17 protein-coding genes and 1 tRNA gene are annotated in these 18,550 nt (G+C 67.1%); 10 read left to right on the forward strand and 8 right to left on the reverse strand.

Going from position 1 to position 18,550, the window contains the following annotated elements:
- From AC27VL_RS06780 to AC27VL_RS06790, 3 genes are all read right to left on the reverse strand, one after another.
- Positions 1-547: AMIN domain-containing protein (locus AC27VL_RS06780; protein ID WP_488765903.1), on the reverse strand; the 547-nt coding region annotated here is incomplete at its 3' end.
- 82 nt (positions 548-629) lie between these two features.
- Entirely contained in the window at positions 630-1,112 is a 483-nt protein-coding gene (gene tsaE / locus AC27VL_RS06785; RefSeq protein WP_099821225.1) for a tRNA (adenosine(37)-N6)-threonylcarbamoyltransferase complex ATPase subunit type 1 TsaE, read from the reverse strand.
- Positions 1,109-2,593 (reverse strand): NAD(P)H-hydrate dehydratase, encoded by a 1,485-nt coding sequence (locus AC27VL_RS06790; protein WP_488765904.1) that lies wholly within the window; start codon positions 2,591-2,593, stop codon positions 1,109-1,111. The genes tsaE and AC27VL_RS06790 overlap by 4 nt, the downstream gene beginning before the upstream one ends.
- 23 nt (positions 2,594-2,616) lie before the next feature.
- On the opposite strand from AC27VL_RS06790, the gene queG reads away from it, so the two are divergent.
- Together queG and xseA are read left to right on the forward strand one after the other, a co-directional pair.
- A complete protein-coding gene (gene queG, locus AC27VL_RS06795) occupies positions 2,617-3,687 on the forward strand; it encodes a tRNA epoxyqueuosine(34) reductase QueG (protein WP_488765905.1) in 1,071 nt (356 codons plus the stop codon).
- Between the two features lie 45 nt (positions 3,688-3,732).
- The gene (gene xseA, locus AC27VL_RS06800; protein WP_488765906.1) at positions 3,733-5,073 is read left to right on the forward strand and encodes an exodeoxyribonuclease VII large subunit; all 1,341 of its coding nucleotides are present in this window, start codon (positions 3,733-3,735) and stop codon (positions 5,071-5,073) included.
- Between the two features lie 561 nt (positions 5,074-5,634).
- Here xseA and AC27VL_RS06805 read toward each other — a convergent pair.
- Together AC27VL_RS06805 and AC27VL_RS06810 are read right to left on the reverse strand one after the other, a co-directional pair.
- A complete protein-coding gene (locus tag AC27VL_RS06805; RefSeq protein ID WP_100553057.1) occupies positions 5,635-6,525 on the reverse strand; it encodes a M48 family metallopeptidase in 891 nt (296 codons plus the stop codon).
- 102 nt (positions 6,526-6,627) lie between these two features.
- A complete protein-coding gene (locus AC27VL_RS06810) occupies positions 6,628-8,511 on the reverse strand; it encodes a formylglycine-generating enzyme family protein (protein ID WP_100553058.1) in 1,884 nt (627 codons plus the stop codon).
- 84 nt (positions 8,512-8,595) lie between these two features.
- Between AC27VL_RS06810 and rnd the strand changes: the two genes are divergently transcribed.
- Positions 8,596-9,675, forward strand: coding sequence for a ribonuclease D (rnd, locus tag AC27VL_RS06815; protein ID WP_100553059.1), 1,080 nt, complete (start codon positions 8,596-8,598; stop codon positions 9,673-9,675).
- A gap of 349 nt (positions 9,676-10,024) precedes the next feature.
- On the forward strand, positions 10,025-11,200 hold the full coding sequence (locus AC27VL_RS06820; RefSeq protein ID WP_488765907.1) for a serine hydrolase domain-containing protein: 1,176 nt from the start codon (positions 10,025-10,027) through the stop codon (positions 11,198-11,200).
- A gap of 138 nt (positions 11,201-11,338) precedes the next feature.
- Here AC27VL_RS06820 and AC27VL_RS06825 read toward each other — a convergent pair whose 3' ends face one another.
- Positions 11,339-13,669: a TonB-dependent receptor gene (locus AC27VL_RS06825; protein ID WP_099819094.1), complete on the reverse strand. Its 2,331-nt coding sequence runs from the start codon at positions 13,667-13,669 to the stop codon at positions 11,339-11,341.
- Here AC27VL_RS06825 and AC27VL_RS06830 point away from each other — a divergent pair.
- Positions 13,632-13,868 (forward strand): hypothetical protein, encoded by a 237-nt coding sequence (locus tag AC27VL_RS06830; RefSeq protein ID WP_165780956.1) that lies wholly within the window; start codon positions 13,632-13,634, stop codon positions 13,866-13,868. The two genes, AC27VL_RS06825 and AC27VL_RS06830, sit on opposite strands and share 38 nt — an antisense overlap.
- Positions 13,869-13,877: 9 nt before the next feature.
- Here the strand turns inward: AC27VL_RS06830 and AC27VL_RS06835 are convergent, their stop codons facing one another.
- On the reverse strand, positions 13,878-14,459 hold the full coding sequence (locus tag AC27VL_RS06835) for a TetR/AcrR family transcriptional regulator (RefSeq protein WP_488765908.1): 582 nt from the start codon (positions 14,457-14,459) through the stop codon (positions 13,878-13,880).
- A gap of 101 nt (positions 14,460-14,560) precedes the next feature.
- Here AC27VL_RS06835 and AC27VL_RS06840 point away from each other — a divergent pair, with 101 nt between their 5' ends.
- The 4 genes from AC27VL_RS06840 to AC27VL_RS06855 all read left to right on the forward strand — a co-directional run bounded on the left by AC27VL_RS06840 (position 14,561) and on the right by AC27VL_RS06855 (position 17,647).
- Positions 14,561-15,616, forward strand: a complete 1,056-nt coding sequence (locus tag AC27VL_RS06840; protein ID WP_488765909.1) for a sugar phosphate isomerase/epimerase family protein — start codon at positions 14,561-14,563, stop codon at positions 15,614-15,616.
- 20 nt (positions 15,617-15,636) lie between these two features.
- Positions 15,637-16,530: an alpha/beta fold hydrolase gene (locus tag AC27VL_RS06845; protein ID WP_205404733.1), complete on the forward strand. Its 894-nt coding sequence runs from the start codon at positions 15,637-15,639 to the stop codon at positions 16,528-16,530.
- Positions 16,520-17,434, forward strand: coding sequence for an alpha/beta hydrolase (locus AC27VL_RS06850; RefSeq protein ID WP_488765910.1), 915 nt, complete (start codon positions 16,520-16,522; stop codon positions 17,432-17,434). Before AC27VL_RS06845 ends, AC27VL_RS06850 begins: the two co-directional genes overlap by 11 nt.
- Before the next feature lie 137 nt (positions 17,435-17,571).
- A tRNA-Ala gene (locus AC27VL_RS06855) sits at positions 17,572-17,647 on the forward strand.
- A 54-nt stretch (positions 17,648-17,701) separates the two neighbouring features.
- Here AC27VL_RS06855 and AC27VL_RS06860 read toward each other — a convergent pair.
- Positions 17,702-17,875, reverse strand: a complete 174-nt coding sequence (locus AC27VL_RS06860) for a hypothetical protein (RefSeq protein ID WP_165377685.1) — start codon at positions 17,873-17,875, stop codon at positions 17,702-17,704.
- A gap of 180 nt (positions 17,876-18,055) precedes the next feature.
- Between AC27VL_RS06860 and AC27VL_RS06865 the strand changes: the two genes are divergently transcribed.
- Positions 18,056-18,508 (forward strand): hypothetical protein, encoded by a 453-nt coding sequence (locus tag AC27VL_RS06865; protein ID WP_100553066.1) that lies wholly within the window; start codon positions 18,056-18,058, stop codon positions 18,506-18,508.
- Positions 18,509-18,550: the final 42 nt, after the last annotated feature.

Below are 18,550 nucleotides of genomic sequence, written 5' to 3' on the forward strand. Positions count from 1 at the left end.
TCAACAGCGCGGTGGCCCGCGCGGCATCGCCACGGGACTGAGCGGTCTGTGCTGGGGTCGGGTTCGGGGTCGAAGCCGGACTCACCGAAGATGCTGCGGGCGGCTGCGTCGGCGCAGGGGTCACCGCGGGTCGGCTGGCGGCCACGGCCGGACCATCGCCCGGCCACTCGATCACCAGCTTGGATTCATTGCCTTCGCGCTGCATCTGCGGGCGGAAGGGCGCGACCGTCTCAGCCAGGTCGAATACGACACGGAAGGTGCCCGGTACCGGCTGCCCGGTGCGCACCGCCGTGACCACGCCCTGCGGCGAAGGCATCTTCAGGTTGCGCACCGCGCTGGAATCGGGGAAATCGACCACCAGCCGGTTCGGACCGGCCAACGACAGGGTCTTGTAGCCGCCACTGCCGACCAGCGCGATTTCCGCACGGGTTCCGGTAGAACCGGTATTCAGCAGGACCTGACGGACCTCACCGGCCCACGCACTGACGCTCGCCAGACCAAGTCCGACGGCGGCACAGATGGCAATGAGTCGATTCCCCGGGCGCATGACTCAGGATTCAATCACCGCACTGAACGGAATGCAACACCTTTTTCCTTAATAATCCGTAACCTGCCGGTGTTTGTTCTCGTCAGCCGACAGAAAGGGCCTGCAAGTCGCCACCTTCGGGAAGCCGCAACAGCCATTCACGTCCCGCGTCGCTGACGCCAGTGAGACGCACGCGACGCCCCTGCCCTTCAATTTCCAGTGCCACGACCAGATCGGTGGGCGGAAGTGCGCCGGCACCGCGCTCGGGCCATTCGACCAGCCACAGCACGGCACTGCCCTCATCCAGCCCAAGGAAATCCAGCTCGCCGGCCTGGCCGATGCGATACAGGTCCAGGTGCCAGGCTTCGCCGCCACTGGACAACGGATAGCGCTCGACCAGCGTGTACGTGGGGCTGCGGATCGCGCCCTGCACGCCCAGCGCCCGCAGCAGCGCGCGTGCCGTGGTTGATTTGCCGGCGCCAAGATCGCCGCGCAGTTCGACCAGCGCCTGCGGAGGACGGGTGGCTGCCAGCCACTGCCCCAGCAATTCGGTGGCATCGCTGTCGGCAAGGAAGAATTCGGTCATCGGGAACATTCCGGGTTGGCCAGCCGCCGCAGGGGCGCCAGCAGATCAGTGGGAAGCAGGCCTCGGGCACCGTCGGCGGCGGCGACATCACCGGCCAGGGCATGCAGCAGCGCACCGCCGGCCGCCGCATCGAACGCGGGCAGGCCCTGTGCGCGCAGGCTGGCGATGATGCCGGTCAACAGGTCACCCATGCCACCTACCGCCATTCCCGGGTTGCCGGCAGCAATCAGTCGAGGTCCGCGGCCGGGCGCGGCGACGATGCTGCCAGCGCCCTTCAGCACCACCACCGCGTGATAGCGCTCGGCCAGCGCCTGCGCGCTGCCATAGCGATCTGCCTGGATGGCCGCCGTGGTAGTTTCCAGCAAGCGCGCGGCTTCGCCGGGGTGCGGGGTCAGGATCGCATCGGCCAGCGCATGCGCATCCTGCGCCAGCAGGTTCAGTGCATCGGCGTCGATTACCAGCGGCAGGCCCGACTGTAGGACACGCGCATACAGCGCCCGCGCCCATTCGTCCTGGCCCAGACCCGGGCCGATCGCCACGACCTTGGCTTTTGCCAGCAACGCGGGCAGCGCAGCGCCATCTTCCAGCGCATGCGTCATCGCCTCAGGCAACCTGGCCAGCAGCGGGCCAACATGGTCCTGACGCGTGCCGATGCTCAGCAGACCTGCACCAGCGCGCAGCGCGGCTTCGGCGGCCATCGCGATGGCACCGCCGCTGCCATGATTGCCGCCCACGCACAGCACATGGCCGGATTCACCCTTGTGACTGTTGGCACGGCGCGGCGGCAGCAGATCCGGCAGGCGCGACTGCGTCCAGCATTCTGCAGCGGCAACGACACCCTGCCAGGCCTCGTCGGGCAGCGTCAGCGGTGCCAGCTGTCTGCGCCCGGTGTATTCCAGCGCGTCGCCGGTGTACAGGCCACGATGGGCGACGATGAACTGCAAGGTCAGGGTCGCGCGCACGGCTACGCCCGGCACGCAGCCACGGTCGGCATCGACGCCGCTGGGTACATCCAGCGCCAACACCGGTGCCCGCTGCGCGTTCAGCGCCTCGATCAAGTCCTGTGCCGCACCGTTTGGTGCGCGGGCGAAGCCGAGACCGAACAGGGCATCGACCCATACATCGGCCTGGACCAGTTCGCCGTTGAAATCAGCGACGGTTCCCCCGGCGGACCTGAAATCCGTTGCGGCACGCTGCGCCAGTGCCGTGGAAGGCGGGCTGCCCGGCAGCGCGACCACCTGAACCTGCAACCCCGCCTGCAGCGCATGGCGGGCCAGCACGTAACCATCGCCGCCATTATTGCCACTGCCAACGACCACGCCGAGCCGTCGCGCCTGTGGCCAGTGCTGCAGCAGGCACTGCCAGGCCGCCTGCCCCGCCTGGGCCATCAGGCCCCAGCCACCCTCGCCCGCCAGCGCGGAGGCCTGGGCATCGAGTGTGCGTGCGGCACGGGAATCGAACAGATCGGCGAGGTTGGCCATGCGGGGATTTTATACTGGTGCACATGTCCCCCGTCCCTGCCCCCCTCGATCCGGCCCTGGCCGTACAGCGCATCCGCGACCTCGCGCGTGCGCATGGCTTCCAGCGCTGCGGTATCGCCGGCATCGAACTGGGCGAGGATGAGGCGCACCTGGCCGACTGGCTGGGCCAGGGCCTGTACGGCACGATGGACTGGATGGCCCGCCACGGCACCCTGCGCGCGCGCCCGGCAGAACTGCTGCCCGGCACCGTGCGGGTGATCTCGGTGGGTATGGACTACAGCCACAAGGATGACACCGAGGCCTGGGCCACGTTGGCCGATCCGGGCCGCGCCTATGTGGCGCGCTACGCGCTCGGCCGCGATTACCACAAGCTGATGCGCAACCGCCTGCAGAAGCTGGCCACGCAGATCAACGATGAGGTGGCGCCGCTGGGCTACCGCGTCTTCGTCGACTCGGCGCCGGTGCTGGAGCGCGCACTGGCCCGCAACGCGGGGCTGGGTTGGATCGGCAAGCACACCTGCCTGATCGACCGCCACGGCGGCTCGTGGTTCTTCATCGGCGAGATCTACATCGATATCCCGCTGCCGATTGATGCACCGGCCAGCGCCCACTGCGGCACCTGCACCCGTTGCATCGACGTCTGCCCGACCCAGGCCATCACCGGCCCGCAGCGCCTGGATGCACGCCGCTGCATTTCCTACCTGACCATCGAGCATGACGGTGCGATTCCAGTGGAGATGCGACCCCTGATCGGCAACCGCATCTATGGCTGCGACGACTGCCAGCTGGTCTGCCCCTGGAACAAGTTCGCCAAGCGCACCGACGAGGCCGACTTCCGCGCGCGCAACAACCTGGACACCGCGCGCCTGGACCAGTTGTTCGCGTGGGACGAAGCTGAATTCCTGCGCCGTACCGAAGGCAGCCCGATCCGCCGCAGTGGCCACGAGCGCTGGCTGCGCAACATTGCCGTGGCACTGGGCAATGCGTCGACCACGGCAGAGACGCTGTCGGCACTGCAGACACGCGCCGAAGATGCTTCACCCGTGGTCCGCGAACACGTGCAATGGGCGATGGGCCAGCACGGCCTGCGCTGACGTGCGATCCTGAGGCCCCTGCTCCATCTGCCCCACGCCGTAACCATGCAGCCACGCAACAACGACGTCTTCACCCCCAGCCAGCTCAATACCCTCGCCCGCGACCTGCTGGAAGGCAGCTTTCCTGCGATCTGGGTGGAAGCCGAACTGGGCAGCGTGGCGCGCCCGGCATCCGGCCATCTGTACTTCACCCTGAAGGACGCGCGTGCACAGTTGCGCGCTGCGATGTTCAGGATGAAGGCGCAGTACCTGAAGTTCGTGCCGCGCGAGGGAATGCGCGTGCTGGTGCGCGGCAAGGTGACCCTGTACGACGCCCGTGGCGAGTACCAGATGGTGCTGGACCACATGGAGGAAGCCGGCGAAGGCGCACTGCGTCGCGCGTTCGAGGAACTGAAGGCGCGGCTGGAGGCCGAGGGGCTGTTCGACCCGGCGCGCAAGCGGCCGATGCCGGCCCATGTACAGCGTCTGGCGGTGATCACCTCGCCTACCGGTGCCGCCGTGCGCGATGTGCTGAGCGTGCTCGGCCGCCGCTTCCCGTTGCTGGAAGTGGATCTGCTGCCGACCCTTGTGCAGGGCGCGACCGCCGCCGCGCAGATCACCCGCCTGCTGCAGGCCGCCGATGCCAGCGGCCGCTACGACGTGATCCTGCTGACCCGCGGCGGTGGCTCGCTGGAAGACCTGTGGGCGTTCAACGATGAAGCCCTGGCCCGTGCAATCGCCGCCAGCCGCACGCCGGTAGTTTCGGCCGTGGGTCACGAAACCGACTTCAGTCTCAGCGATTTTGCCGCTGACCTGCGCGCGCCGACGCCATCGGTGGCCGCAGAACTGCTGGTGCCCGATCAGCGCGACCTGGCCCTGCGCCTGCGCCGCAACGCGGCTCGCATGGTGCAACTGCAACGCCACACCCTGCAGCAGGCCATGCAGCGCGCCGATCGTGCCCTGCTGCGTTTGAATGCACAAAGCCCGCAGGCACGGCTGGATCTGCTGCGCCGACGCCAGCTGGACCTCGGGCGTCGACTGCATGCGGCGCACAACCAGCAGCAGGAGCGTCGCGCGGCCCGCCTGCGCCACGCCGCTGCAGTGTTGCGTGGTCATCATCCGCAACGGCAGATGGAGGCACTGCGACGCCGCCTTGCCGCGCTGGGCGGGCGCCCACAGGCGGCGCTGCAGCGCCTCCTGCAACGTGATGCGCTGCGCCTGCGTGGCCTGGCACGTTCGCTGGAAGCGGTCAGTCCGTTGGCGACCGTCGCGCGTGGCTACAGCATCGTGACCCGTGCAGACGATGGCGCGCTGGTGCGTCGGGTCGAGCAGGTGCAACCGGGTGACGCACTGCAGGCCCGCGTCGGAGACGGCGTGATCGACGTCCAGGTGACGGCGGTCAAATAAGGGGGGTTCGGCAGGGCTGCGCCCTGCACGTGCAGAGGCGGTAGTGCCGGCCGCTGGCCGGCAACCTCAGCAGCAACAGCTGGCATTCCGTGGGATGGCGGGGCGGTGTCGGATTGCGGGGACGCCGTGAACCCATCCATGGGGGCTTGGCAGCCGCATCCATGCGGCTGACACCCCGCAATCCGACACCGCCCCACCTCCGACAGTTTCCCGGTGACGGTTGGCACATCCACGACATGCGTGGATGAATCTCCATCGAGATCGAATATTTCGAATTGAAATCGAAAAGCATCCACGCATGGCGTGGCTCTACGTGTCGACCAAGGTCGACACCTACCAACAGCAGCGGGAAGCTGTCGAAGGCGGGGTGGGTCCGGTTGCGGGAGTGTCCGCGGCATGGATGCCGCGGCCAAGCCCCCATGGATGGGTTTACGGCGTCTCCCGCAATCGGACCCACCCCGCCATCCCACGGATAGCCCGCTGTTGCTGTTGCTTCAGCTGTTGCTTCAGCTGTTGCTCCAGCCTCGGCAGGTGCAGGGCGCAGCCCTGCCGAACCACCCTTTACCTGGCCTGCTCGCAGAACTTCTGCCGGTACTCCAGCGCCTTCGGCATCAACGCCTGCAGATTCTGGATGCGGGTACCCGGATTGGGGTGGGTCGAAGAGAATTCCGGCGGCGACTGGCCGCCACCCGCCTGACCCATGCGCTGCCACAGCGGCACCGCCTCGCGCGGATCGAAACACGCCGCCGCCGCCAGCATCAGGCCTACTTCATCAGCCTGCGTCTCGTGGCTGCGCGCATACGGCAACAGATAGCCGTAGCCCATCGCCGACATCATCATCTGCTGCTGCTGTGCATCCATTCCACTGGCGGCGCCGGCCATCTGGCCGATCTGGGTCAGCTTCTGCTGGGCCATGCGCTGTGCACCGTGGCGCAGCAACGCATGGGCGATTTCATGGCCCATCACCACCGCCATCGCATCGCGGGTGCGCGCGACCGGAATCAGCCCCGTGTACACGGCCATCTTGCCGCCGGGCAGGCAGAACGCATTGGCCTGTTCGGACGGAATCACATTCACTTCCCACTCGAAGTCGCGCGCGAAGTGTGCCGGTTGCAGCCCGTGTTCCTGCGCCAGCGCGGTCTCCACCACGTCCACCTTGGCGATCAGTCGCTCGGCAATCGCCCGGACATCCCGCGAGACCTGTTCGTTCGGGCCCAGCGGGCGCTCCTGCGACAGGATCTGCTGGTAGGCCTGCAGGCCCAGTGCCTTCTCCTGGCTGGCGTCCAGGCTGCTGTCGATCAGCACCTTCTCGCCGGTATAGGGGTCGACCGCACGGTTGGAGAACCAGTAGAACGCCGCATAGCCGGCGGCCAGCAGCAGCACCCACCAGCGGATGTTGCCGAACAGGCCACGCCGCTGCTGCGGCGAGCGGGAAAAAGGATCGTTGCGCATCGGCAGGTCTTCCGGCTGACCCCGCCGGCCGGCGGGCACGGCGCAATCTTAGTGCGGCGCTGCCTGCGGCGGGTGAAACCGGCGCCGATCCAGGTGCGCCGGTCAGATCCCTCGCACCAGTCGGAAGCCGATGCGCGCGTTGGTGGTATCCGAATCCTGCGATTGCCGCCAGGCCGCCCGGGTCTGCTCCGGGGCATTGGCCCAGTTGCCCCCCCGGATCACCCGTGAACGGCAGCCCGGGTTGAACCAGGCCACACCATCGGCCGGCGCGCGCCGATAGCTGGCATGCCAGCAGTCGGCCACCCACTCGCTCAGATTGCCGCCCATGTCATGCAGCCCGAAGCCGTTGGCCTGGAAACTGGCGACCGGTGCCGGCCCCCACCAACCATCGCCATAGCCGACGAAGGCGTTGTGCCAATGCCTGCCGGACGGTGAAACGTCCTTGCTGCCGGTGTAATTGCCACTGCCTTCCGGCGGCAGCCCGGCATCGCCCCACGGGTAACGGCCACTGCTGCCGGCACGCATTGCGTACTCGAACTCGGCCTCGCTGGGCAGGCGGTAGCTGCGGCCGGTCTGCTCGGAGAGCCAGGTCGCGTAGTTCTCCGCATCACGCACGCTGACGTGCATCACCGGCGAATTGCCCAGCGCGCGCCCACCGTCATAGTCGGATCGCCAGTCCACGCCGCTGCGACGGATGAAATTGCCGCTGCGCTCGTCATAGACCACCGAATGTCCACGCCGGGTCGCGCGTGGGCGGGCGTTGGTCGCCTTCACATAACGCTCGAAATCACCCACGGTGATCTCGGTGATCGCCATCGCGTAACCGCGCTCGAAGCGCACATAGTGCGACGGTCGCTCCGCATCGGTTGCGCCCGGCTCGGTATCACTGGCACCCATCTGGAATCCGCCGTGCGGTACCACGATCATCTGCGGTCCACGGCCGCCATCACGCAGCGCGTCGCTGAACACCTGCCCCGGCCGGAAACTGCCGTAATGGGTGGCCAGCTCGATGCGCTCGCGCAGCTGCGCCACCACCGCGTCGCCCGGCAGGGCGATGCGCAGCGCTTCGGCCAGCTTCTCGCGCGCAGGCTTCAATCCCTGCGGGGTGGTCAGATCATGCAGGCCGCCATCGCGCAGCTGGACCAGCGCTGCTGCGCGGATCTGCTCGATGCGCTCGAACGCATCGGCGATGGTCGGTGACGAATCCCGCACCTTGCTGGCTTCTGCCAACCACGCCCCGGCACTGGCGAAATCGCGGATGCGCGCGGCGTCCTCGGCACGCCGGATCAGCCCGCTTTCCGCCGCTGCCAAGCCCTGCCGCGCGCGGCGGTTGTTCGGGTCCAGCGCCAGTGCCTCGCGGAAGTTGCCGATGGCGCCATCACCCTCTTCACCTATCCGGTCGGCACGCAGATCGTCTTCGCCCGCGCGGTTGTAGGCGACCACGCGCTGCGCCGTCTCCACCCTGCCCTGCAGCGCGCGCACCTTCTCGTCCTTCGGCGCCAGGGTCAGCAGTACCAGCGCCTGCCGCCCGGCTTCGGCCAGCGCTTCACGCTGCCGCAATGGCTGCTGCAGCAACGCATCGGCCTGTTGCAGCAGGCGCTGCTTCGCACGTTGCAGGCCGAGGCGCGCCTGGCGGTCGTCGGGTTCCTCTTCCTGCACCGCCAGCCACAGCGGCACTGCCGCATCGCCATCTTCGTACAGATGCCCCCGCGCGAATGCCTGATCGGCCGCCCGGCGCAGCTGTGCCAGCGTACGTCCCTGGCGATCGACCCGCGGCGGCGTCCACTGCTGGATGTCCTCGGCCGCATCGTCACCGGCAATGGTCACCGTGCCCTGCCCGCTACCAGGCGCCGGACCGGCCTCTGGCGCGGGATCGGCCGGCTGGCCTGCGGTGCCATCGGAGGTCTGCGCAGGGGGCGACGGCGTGCAACCGGCCAGGCCCACGGCCAAGGCGGTACACAGCACGGGCGACAGCAGAAAACGCAAGCAGAGCCTCCTTCGGCACGGATGCGGACCGACGTTAGGCTATTCTCCCCTGCCTGAGCAAACACGAGTAGTAGGCCCTGACCTGTGGCAACCTGGATCACCACCCCCGCCGAGCTGGACACATACCGCCAGCAGCGGCCGACCCGCATCGGCCTGGATACCGAATTCATCCGTGAACGCACCTTCTGGCCGCAGCTGGCGCTGGTGCAGATGGCCGTCGGCGAGGACATCCTGCTGATCGACCCGTTGATTCCCGGCATGCCCGAGGCGCTGGCGCCGTGGCTGGCCGATGAATCCATCACCAAGGTGATGCACAGCGCCAGCGAAGACCTGGTGGCGTTCAAGTGGACCTGCGGCGTGCTGCCGCGCCCGTTGTTCGACACCCAGATCGGCGCCGCCCTGGCCGGCATCGGTGCTGGCATGGGCTACCAGAAGCTGGTGCAGGAGATCACCGGCGTGGCACTGGAAAAGGGCGAAACCCGCTCGGACTGGATGCGCAGGCCGCTGTCGGACTCACAGCTGAAGTACGCCGCCGACGACGTCGAGCATCTGTTCGCGATGCATGACGCGATTTCCGCCAAGCTGGAATCGCTGGGGCGCCAGCAGTGGCTGCACGACGACGGCGAGCGCCTGCTGGCCAGCGTCGCCAATGACGAGGACCGCTGGCCACACCTGGGCATGCGCTCGGCGCAGTTCCTGGACGCGCCCGCGCAGCGCCGCCTGCTGCGCCTGCTGCGCTGGCGCGACGTGCAGGCGCGCGCCAGCGACCGTCCGCGCAGCTGGATCCTGGACAACGAGCTGGCCGCGACCCTTGCACGCACGCCGCCAGCCGACGCGGCTGCATTGAGCAAGCTGTTCGAACAGTTCCCGAAGGCGCCGCGCAAGCTTGCCGCTGCGGTATGGGAAGCGCTGGATACGCCGTTGGCCGACGAAGCCGATGCACCATTGGCGATGCAGGCCAGCGATGCCAGCAAGCAGCTGCTGAAGAAGCTGCAGGATGCCGTAGCCGAACGCAGCCGCGAGCTCGGCCTGGCCGACGGCGTACTGGCCTCGCGCAAGCATCTGGAAAGCTATCTGGAGCATCGGCAGTGGCCTGCCGCATTGGCCGGATGGCGCCAGCAGGAACTGGAGCCGGTGCTGGCACCGCTGTTGCCCGCCGCCTGAGCATCCAGCCGTCGTCGCGCATGCAGCGCGGCGACGGCACGCCCGGGCATGGCCATGAGATCGCGGGGCACGTGCCTGCAGCGTGCGACACGTCGCGCTATCGCTCTTCGAAGCCCATCTGACGCAGATTGCCGCATGCGGCGGTCCGATAATCCTGTACGCCCGCCAACAGGATCGCGCCGCGCAGTTCATGTACATGACTGCAGACACATACGCCTGCGTCGACGGCATGCAAGAGTGAATCGCACGTCACCTTGTACGCCTGTTCAAGGCACGAGTGGACGACGCACCCCGCAGGACCGATGCCGTCGGCGCAGGTCCTGCCCACGCTGCTGCGCAAAGGACTCCCATGCACACGATCATCTCCGAACGGACCGCAGCTTCCTCCTCCCGGACCATGCGCCACCTGCGCCGATGGCTGGGCGTTTCACTCCTGTGCGTCGCTGCCAGTGCAAGCGCCGCCGATGACCTGCAGGCACGCATCGCTCAGGCGTTACAGGGCACTACGACGCCGGCCATGGGTGTGCTGGTGATCCGCGACGGCAAGATCGCCGAGCAGGCCGTCAGCGGCGTACGCCGCAATGATGAAAAGGTGGCCGTCAGCACGGGCGATGCCTGGATGATCGGCTCGACCGGTAAACCGATCACCGTGGCGATGATCGCGCGCCTGGTCGAACAGGGCGTGCTGAAGTGGGATGCGCCGCTGTCGACGATGCTGCCCGACCTCACGGCACAGATGCAGCCGGCCTACCGCAACGTCACGCTGGTGCAGCTGCTGTCGCACCGCGCGGGCCTGCCGGAAAACCTCACCGATGGCGCCGCTCTGGATGCTTTCTTCACCGACACGCGTGCCCTGCCGGTGCAGCGCGAGGCCTACATCAAGGCCGCGCTGTCAGAGGCACCGGTCCACCCGCCGGGAACGGAATTCGCTTACAGCAACAGCGGCTTCCTGATCGCAGCCGTGATCGCCGAGCGCGCCACAGGCAAGGACGTGGAGACGCTGATCCAACGCGAGGTGTTCCAGCCACTGAAGATGACCGGTGCCGGCTTCGGGCCGACCACGGCAGGGCAGCCGTTGGGCCACCGCGGCGGCAAGCCCGTCACCCGCGCGCCGCAGAAAGCCGATGATGGCGTACCGCCGATCTACACCGCCGCCGGCAACCTGCACATGCGCCTGCAGGACCTGGCATTGTTCGCCATCGACCAGCTCGCCGGCAGCCACGGCAAGGGCACGCTGTTGACGCCGGCGTCCTACACGCTGATGCAGAGCGCGCAACCGGGCAGCCCCTCGGGTCTGGACTGGGGCGTACAGCCGTCGATCGCCGGCCGCCAGGGTCCGGTGCTGGTGCACGGTGGCTCCGATGGCAACTGGCTGGCCTGGGTGGTGCTCTTCCCCGCACAGAACAGTGGCGTGATCGCCATTGCCAACGCCGCCGAAGACATGGGCGCCGACACGGCCACCATGGGTGTGCTCGGCGGCCTGTTCGCCGAACTGGCACCTGCTGTCACGCCTGCCGCCAAGTAGACCCGTCACGACGCCCTGCACCTGCGGGGCGTCGACTCCACGTGTCAGTTCCCACAACGGCAAACGCCCTGCACAGGCAGGGCGTCTGGAGGGTAGTGCAAAGGTGTCGGTACCGCGTGCGGTACCGACCGATGCGTCTTACCAGTTCATGTTCAGCGACACACCCACGGTGCGCGGTTCGTTGTAGACCGCCGCCATGTAGTTCTCGATCACACCCTTGAGGTTCTTCTCGTTGGTGATGTTGCGCGCGAACAGCGCCACTTCGTAGGCACCGTAGTTGCCCGAGTAGCCGATCTTCAGGCCGCCCTCGAAATCACCCTTGGAGTTGAACTCCTGGCTGTCGTACAGCACGAAGCTGGTGTAGCCCTGCTTGTTCCAGTCGGTGGACACGAACATCGTGCCTGCATCGCTGACCGGGAAGTCGTAGCGCGCGGCCAGGTTGATGTTGTACTTCGGCGCGTTCGGCAGCGGGTTGCCATCGATCTGGGCGAAGGTGTTGGCACCGACCTTGATGGTCGGGTCATCGACGGTGCACACCACCTTGCCGTTCAGGGCGCAGACCTGCGCATACACGCGCTTGTCCTTGATCTCGCTGTGCAGCAGGCTCAGACCGGCGCTCAGGGTCAGGTTCGGGATCGGGCGCAGTTCCATGTCCGCTTCGAAGCCGTAGGCCTTGGCCTTGTCGGCGTTGAACAGCACGCCGTTGCCGTCCGAATCGTTGCCGTTGAGCTGGATGTCGTTGACGGTGTAGGTGAACGCGGTGGCATTCAAGCGCAGGCGGTTGTCCCACAGGCTGCTCTTCACGCCCGCTTCCCAGGACAGGATCGTCTCCGAATCGGCGGTGGTGAAGTCAGCGTTGAACACGGCCGAACGGCCCTGGATGGTCGGACCGCGGAAGCCGCGCGCGACCTTCGCGTAGACACTCACGTCCGGGGTGATCTGATACATCGCGCTCAGATCCCAGCTCGGGGTGGTGTCGGTCATCTTGACGTCGGTGCGGCCCTTGTAGGTGACCAGGCCGGCGGCGGTATCAGCCGTCTTCAGCAGGCGGGTGTGCTTCTCATCGCGGGTCTGGCGCAGGCCGGCGGTGACGGTGAACTTGTCGGTGAAGGCGTAGCTGAGCTGGCCGAAACCGGCCCACGAGGTGTTCTTGTTGCGCAGGCGCACCCAGTTGTTCGGGTTGCGCGCCGCGCCCTTCAGGAACCAGGCGCGCTGGTAGAAGTCGGTGGTATCGCTGCCGTTGAAGTAGAACGCGCCGGCCTGCCACTGCAGGGCGCTGTCATCGTGGCTGGCCAGGCGGAATTCCTGGGTCCACTGGTCCAGGTCACGGATCTGGCCCATCGATTGGCCATAGCCGTTCGGCACGCCATTGACCGGGAAGTTGACCGCGGCGCCGCCGTCGGTGTCACCGCGGCTGTAGCCGGAGGTGGTTTCGTAAGCGGTGATCGAGGTGAAGTCGATCGCGCCGAAGTCATAACGCGCCTTCACCGAACCGCCGTAGGTCTTGTACGCCTGCGGGTTGTTGTCGGCCTCGTCGTAGGCCACCTGGTCACGCGGCACGTCGGTCTTGTTCGAGCCCTTGGTCAGCGCGTTGCGCAGGAACAGGGTCGAGGTGCCTTCGTAATCACGGGCATGGGCCGAAGCTAGGATCGAGAACTGGTCGCTCGGGGTCAGCAGCAGCTGCGCACGCACGTTGCGGTCGTCGAAGCCGCCCATGGCGTTCTTCTTCGGGCTCACCGTGCCGTCGGCGCTGGGGCCGGTGTAGGTGTTGTCGACGTAGTCGTCGCGGTGCTGGTACAGGGCCGACACGCGGAACGAAGCGATGTCGTTGATCGGGCCACCGAAGCCACCGTCGATCGACACGCTGTTGTAGGAGGCGTAGCTGGCGCTGACGCGGCCGCTGTAGTCCTGGGTCGGCTTGAGGGTGTCGAACTTGACGATGCCGGCGGTGGTGTTGCGGCCGAACAGCGAGCCCTGCGGACCGCGCAGCACTTCCACCTGGTCCACGTCATAGACCGGGTTGGACTTCAGCACCACGTGTTCCAGCACGACGTCGTCCTGGATGATCGACACCGGCTGCGACGCACCCAGGTAGAAATCGATGTTGCCCAGGCCGCGGATGTAGAAGCGCGGGAAGATGCGGCCGGTGGTGGTTTCCGCATACAGGCTCGGCACGCGGCCGGACAGCGCCAGCAGGGTGTCGTCGCCGCCGGCGGTGAAGTCGCGCATGCGCTCGCCCTGCACCACGCCTACCGACACCGGCACTTCCTGCAGGTTCTGCTCGCGGTGCTCGGCGGTCACGGTGATGGTGTCCAGCCCGGTCGGGGTCGGCGCACTGTCCTGCGCGGCAGCACCGAAGCTGGCAGCCAGGGCCAGGCCTGCACAGGCCAGGGCCAGCGGATGGCGACGGAAGGAAACGAGGGAGGACGACATGCCCGACGAACGGCGGGAATCGGAATGGGAAGGCATCGAAAGCTCTGAGGAGGCGTCCGTGCGGCCTGCGCTGACCGGGCGGCAAATAGGAGGAAAACTGCGCAAGCGGCCATTATCCTCCAAATTGTTACAATTTCGTTGCGCGGCACCCGAACCCGGTGAAACAAGCGGTTTCGGCACAGTCAGCCAGCACCGCCTGGGGTCAGATCCGTTTCCCAAGGGGAAACGGATCTGACCCCGGATCTCACGGCAACGGCGCCAGCGCAACCTCGACCATCGCCAGCAGACGTTCGCGGCTGACGCCGTCACGCGCCTGTACCGAGATGCCATGCAGCACCGTGGCGAAATGATCGCCCAGGGCCTGCACGGACAGATCGGCCGCCAGCTGGCCGTCCGCCTGCGCCTGCTGCAGCCGCGCGATGATCGCCCCCGTGCGCTGGCGACGATGGCTGGCCAGCCAGTCACGTACGCCCTCGCCATCCGGTGACACGCTGCTTGCCGAGGACACCACCAGGCAGCCATGCGGACGACCGCGACGGGTGTAGGTCAACACGGCATCACGCAGCATGCTGCCGATCGCATCGCGCAGTGACGCCTGCTCGAGCGCGCGCGGCGCGAAGCCGCCCTCGCCTTCCTCGTACAGCGCCACCGCTTCGCGGAACAACTGCTCCTTGCTGCCGAACGCGGCGTAGATGCGCGCCGAGGCAATGCCAAGCGCTTCGACCAGGGCCGACATCGAGGTGCCCTCATAGCCGTGCTGCCAGAACAGCAGCATCGCCTTGCGCAATGCCTGGTCCCTGTCGAATTCGCGCGGTCGCCCTGCCATCTGCCTGCCTGCCGTTCTGAGGCGCGCAGTGTAACGCGGGTGTTGACCATCCCGATGCACGCGCCTATTCTTTGTCGACCTACAAACAATTGGAGCAACACATGCAAATCCTCAAAGGCCCCAGCCTGCATCTGGCGCAGTTCGCTGGCGACCAGGCGCCGTTCGACAGCCTCGCCGGCATCGCCGAGTGGGCCGCCGGCCACGGCTTCAAGGCCCTGCAGATTCCGGCCTGGGACGCGCGCCTGTTCGACCTGGCCACCGCCGCCGACAGCCAGGACTACTGCGACGACATCCGTGGCACCCTGGCCGAACACGGCCTGCAGGTCAGCGAGCTGACCACCCACATCCTGGGCCAGCTGGTGGCCGTGCATCCGGCCTACGATGAACTGTGCGATGGCTTCGCCCCGGAGGCGCTGCGCGGCAATCCGCAGGCACGCAGCGAATGGGCACAGCAGCAGTTGCATCTGGCCGCCCGCGCCTCGCGCCGGCTCGGCCTGCAGGACATGGGCACCTTCTCCGGCTCGTTTGCCTGGCCCTACCTGTTCCCGTTCCCGCAGCGTCCGCCGGGCCTGATCGACGCCGCATTCGATGAGCTGGCACGACGCTGGCGGCCGATCCTCGATACCTGCGAGGACAACGGCATCAACCTCTGCTACGAAATCCATCCCAGCGAAGACCTGCACGATGGCACCAGCTTCGAACGCTTCTTCGAGCGTGTGGGCCAGCATGAGCGCTGCCGCATCCTGTTCGATCCCAGCCACTTCGTGCTGCAGCAGCTGGATTACCTGCAGTTCCTGGACATCTACCATCCGCTTGTCCACATGTTCCATGTCAAGGACGCGGAGTTCCGCCCCAATGGCCGCCAGGGCATCTACGGTGGTTACGCCGACTGGACCGAACGCGCCGGCCGCTTCCGCTCGCTGGGCGATGGCCAGGTCGATTTCAAGTCGATCTTCTCCAAGCTGGCGCAGTACGACTACGCCGGCTGGGCAACGCTGGAATGGGAGTGCTGCCTGAAGGACCAGGAAGCCGGTGCGCGCGAAGGTGCCGCCTTCATCCGCGACCACATCATTCCGGTCACCGACAAGATCTTCGACGACTTCGCCGGCGCGCCGATCAGCAGCGCCCAGATGCAGCACATGCTCGGCATCGCCTGAGCCCCCACAGGAACATCCCCATGAAGAACATCCCCACCGCTGGCACCTCCGGCGACGATACCCTGCGCCACCACTACCTGCGCATCGACGGCCAGCGCGTGCATTGCGTCTCCGCCGGCAGCGGGCAACCGGTGCTGTTGATCCCGGGCTGGCCGCAGACCTGGTACGCCTGGCGCCACGTGCTGCATGCGCTGGCCGAGGCCGGCTTCGAAGCGATCGCGGTCGACCCGCCCGGCATCGGCGAATCCGATCGTCCCGCACACGGTTACGACACCGGCAGTGCCGCCGCGGTACTGCACCAGACCATGCAGGCCCTCGGCCACGAGCGCTACCAGGTGGTCGGCCATGACATCGGCATGTGGATCGCCTATGCGCTGGCCAGCGACCAGCCGCAGGCGGTACAGCGCCTGGCCGTGACCGAAGCGGTGATTCCCGGGTTGGCACCTGAGCCGGGCATCTTCGCCGCGCCAGCCGACAACATCTTCCTGTGGCACTTCATGTTCAACCAGGTGGCCGATCTGCCCGAGGCACTCATCAGCGGTCGCGAACGCGCCTACCTGGACTTCATGTTCGACCGCTGGTCGTACCGGCGCGATGCGGTAGCCAGCGAAACCTACATCGCCGCCTACAGCCGCCCCGGCGCGTTGCGTGCAGGGTTTGCCTGGTACCGCGCGATTCCGGAAACCATCCGCCAGAACCAGGTCCGCGCACAACGCCGCTTGACGATGCCGGTGCTGGCCATCGGCGCCGAGCACGCCACCGGCAACGCCCCGATGCTGACCCTGCAGCCGCACGCCGATGATCTGCGCGGCAGCGTCGTTCCGGGCTGTGGCCACTTCATCATGGAAGAAGCGCCGCAGGCCTTCCTCGCCCAGCTGCTGCCGTTCCTGCAGGAGGCTGACCATGCCGCTTGAACCTGCGTTGCAGGCGTTCGTGGATGCGGTGGCGGCGCAACCGCTGCCGGACGATCTGCTGGAACTGCGCGCACTGAGCGAGCAGGCGCTGCCCACGCTGCAGGGCGCCACCGAGGCGGTATCGCATGTCGTGGAGCACGTCATCAGCGCGCGCGACGGCCATGCGCTGGTCGTGCGCCTGTACACGCCCGCGGCCATCAGCACGGAACCGCGCCCGGCCCTGTTGTTCGCCCACGGCGGTGGCTGGTTCCAGTGCTCGCTGGCGGTCTATGACGGCCCCTGCCGGGCCTTGGCCAATGCCAGCGGCCATGTCATCGCTGCCGTCGGCTATCGCCTGGCCCCGGAGCATCCGTTCCCGACGCCGCTGCACGACGTCGTCGACGCCTGGCTGTGGCTGCAGGCCAATGCCGCAGACCTGGGGCTTGATCCAGCACGCCTGGTCATCGGCGGCGACAGCGCCGGCGGCAATCTCGCAGCAGCGTGCTGCCTGCTGCTGCGCGATCAGGGACTGCCGCTGCCATCGCATCAATTGCTGCTGTACCCGGCATTGGATGCCACCATGGCCAGCAGCACCTACGGCGAGTTCGCAGACGGCTACTACCTCAGCGCCGAACTGATGCAGCGCTGCTGGCAGGCCTATCTGGGCGAGGGTGACCGCCGACAGGCGCTTGCTTCGCCCCTGCATGCCCGCGATCTGCGCGGGCTGCCGGCGGCGACGGTACTGAGCTGTGAGTTCGACCCGCTGCGCGACGAAGCTGAACAGTACGCCGCGCAGCTGCGGGAGGCGGGCGTGGACTGCACGCTGGAGCGCCTGCCGGGAATGATCCACGCCTGCATCCACCTGCATGGCGTGTCGGCTGCGACCGACATCGCGATCCAGCGCGCGGCGGCCCTGCTGCCCTGAAACGACAGGCCGCAGAGGGACGCAGCGGCGATTCCGCTGCGTCCCTGCGTGCCCCTTGGCAGCCGGCACCTGGCAGCGCTATGCTAGGTCCGTCACGTGGCGCCAGCTCCGCTGCCCACGGGATGCAACATCCCCTTGGGGCCATAGCTCAGCTGGGAGAGCGCGTCGTTCGCAATGACGAGGTCAGGAGTTCGATCCTCCTTGGCTCCACCATATGAAAAACAGAAAGCCCCGGCACTGCCGGGGCTTTCTGTTTTGGCCTTCCGCTCAGGCCGGGTCCTGCCCGCCGTCCTTGCGCACGGGTGCACGCGAATGTGCATCGCGCACCTTCTGGTCGTGCTGGCCGGGACGCTGTTTGGCCACTTCATCCTGCTGCCGGTCCTGGCGACTCTCCTGCACGCCTTCGTGTGCATTCGAGGTCTTCTTGTCGTGTTCGGTCATGAATCGCTCCCATGGCGCCGGCAACAGGCCGGCGTGACGCAGACAACGCTATCCGCGCCTGCGTGATGCGGTGGTCGGCTGCCTGCGAACAACGCGTGCAGCCATCACGCTCCTGCAGTGCTTGTGATCGTCATCGTCGCGTGATCACAATCGGCGGATCACCTCGCACAAGGACGCGCCATGTATCGCCCTGCCCTGTTGATTCCACTGCTGCTCGCCACTGGCTGCGCGCATCGCCTTGACCGGCAACCGATGCCGCCACCGGGCTATATCGGCAACTACGAAGCGGTGCGTGCGGCGCAGGATGATCCCTCTCGCGGCATCTCCGGCGTTTTCGTGCTGACCGTGCAGGCCACCGGTACCGAAGGCGAGCGCATCTACCTCAACAGCGAGCGCGATTACCGCCATCCACTCAACATCACGCTCAACATCGATGCCGCGCTGCGCCCGGAACTGGAAAAAGCGTTCGGCATGAAGCTCGAACAGCTGCAGAACCGGCGCCTGCTGGTGCGCGGTACCGCGGGTCGGGTACGCATCGCCTTCATCGATTCGAACGGCCAGCAAAGCGACAAGTACTACTACCAGACCCAGATCCAGATCCGCGACGCCAAACAGCTGCGTTTCGCCCCGTAAGCCCACGAACGGCGCGCGTCGAAGATTGAGGGCACCGGTTCC

It is taken from the genome of Stenotrophomonas sp. 14P6.2.3 (assembly GCF_057799055.1).

Excerpts from the sequence above, each read along its gene's own strand:
- AC27VL_RS06865 (WP_100553066.1), top strand. The coding sequence starts at position 18,056 with ATGTATCGCCCTGCCCTGTTGATTCCACTGCTGCTCGCCACTGGCTGC.
- AC27VL_RS06820 (WP_488765907.1), top strand. The coding sequence starts at position 10,025 with ATGCACACGATCATCTCCGAACGGACCGCAGCTTCCTCCTCCCGGACC.
- AC27VL_RS06830 (WP_165780956.1), top strand. The coding sequence starts at position 13,632 with ATGCCCGACGAACGGCGGGAATCGGAATGGGAAGGCATCGAAAGCTCT.
- AC27VL_RS06845 (WP_205404733.1), top strand. The coding sequence starts at position 15,637 with ATGAAGAACATCCCCACCGCTGGCACCTCCGGCGACGATACCCTGCGC.
- AC27VL_RS06790 (WP_488765904.1), bottom strand. The coding sequence starts at position 2,593 with ATGGCCAACCTCGCCGATCTGTTCGATTCCCGTGCCGCACGCACACTC.
- AC27VL_RS06825 (WP_099819094.1), bottom strand. The coding sequence starts at position 13,669 with ATGCCTTCCCATTCCGATTCCCGCCGTTCGTCGGGCATGTCGTCCTCC.
- AC27VL_RS06840 (WP_488765909.1), top strand. The coding sequence starts at position 14,561 with ATGCAAATCCTCAAAGGCCCCAGCCTGCATCTGGCGCAGTTCGCTGGC.
- AC27VL_RS06860 (WP_165377685.1), bottom strand. The coding sequence starts at position 17,875 with ATGACCGAACACGACAAGAAGACCTCGAATGCACACGAAGGCGTGCAG.
- AC27VL_RS06835 (WP_488765908.1), bottom strand. The coding sequence starts at position 14,459 with ATGGCAGGGCGACCGCGCGAATTCGACAGGGACCAGGCATTGCGCAAG.
- tsaE (WP_099821225.1), bottom strand. The coding sequence starts at position 1,112 with ATGACCGAATTCTTCCTTGCCGACAGCGATGCCACCGAATTGCTGGGG.
- AC27VL_RS06850 (WP_488765910.1), top strand. The coding sequence starts at position 16,520 with ATGCCGCTTGAACCTGCGTTGCAGGCGTTCGTGGATGCGGTGGCGGCG.
- xseA (WP_488765906.1), top strand. The coding sequence starts at position 3,733 with ATGCAGCCACGCAACAACGACGTCTTCACCCCCAGCCAGCTCAATACC.
- queG (WP_488765905.1), top strand. The coding sequence starts at position 2,617 with ATGTCCCCCGTCCCTGCCCCCCTCGATCCGGCCCTGGCCGTACAGCGC.
- AC27VL_RS06805 (WP_100553057.1), bottom strand. The coding sequence starts at position 6,525 with ATGCGCAACGATCCTTTTTCCCGCTCGCCGCAGCAGCGGCGTGGCCTG.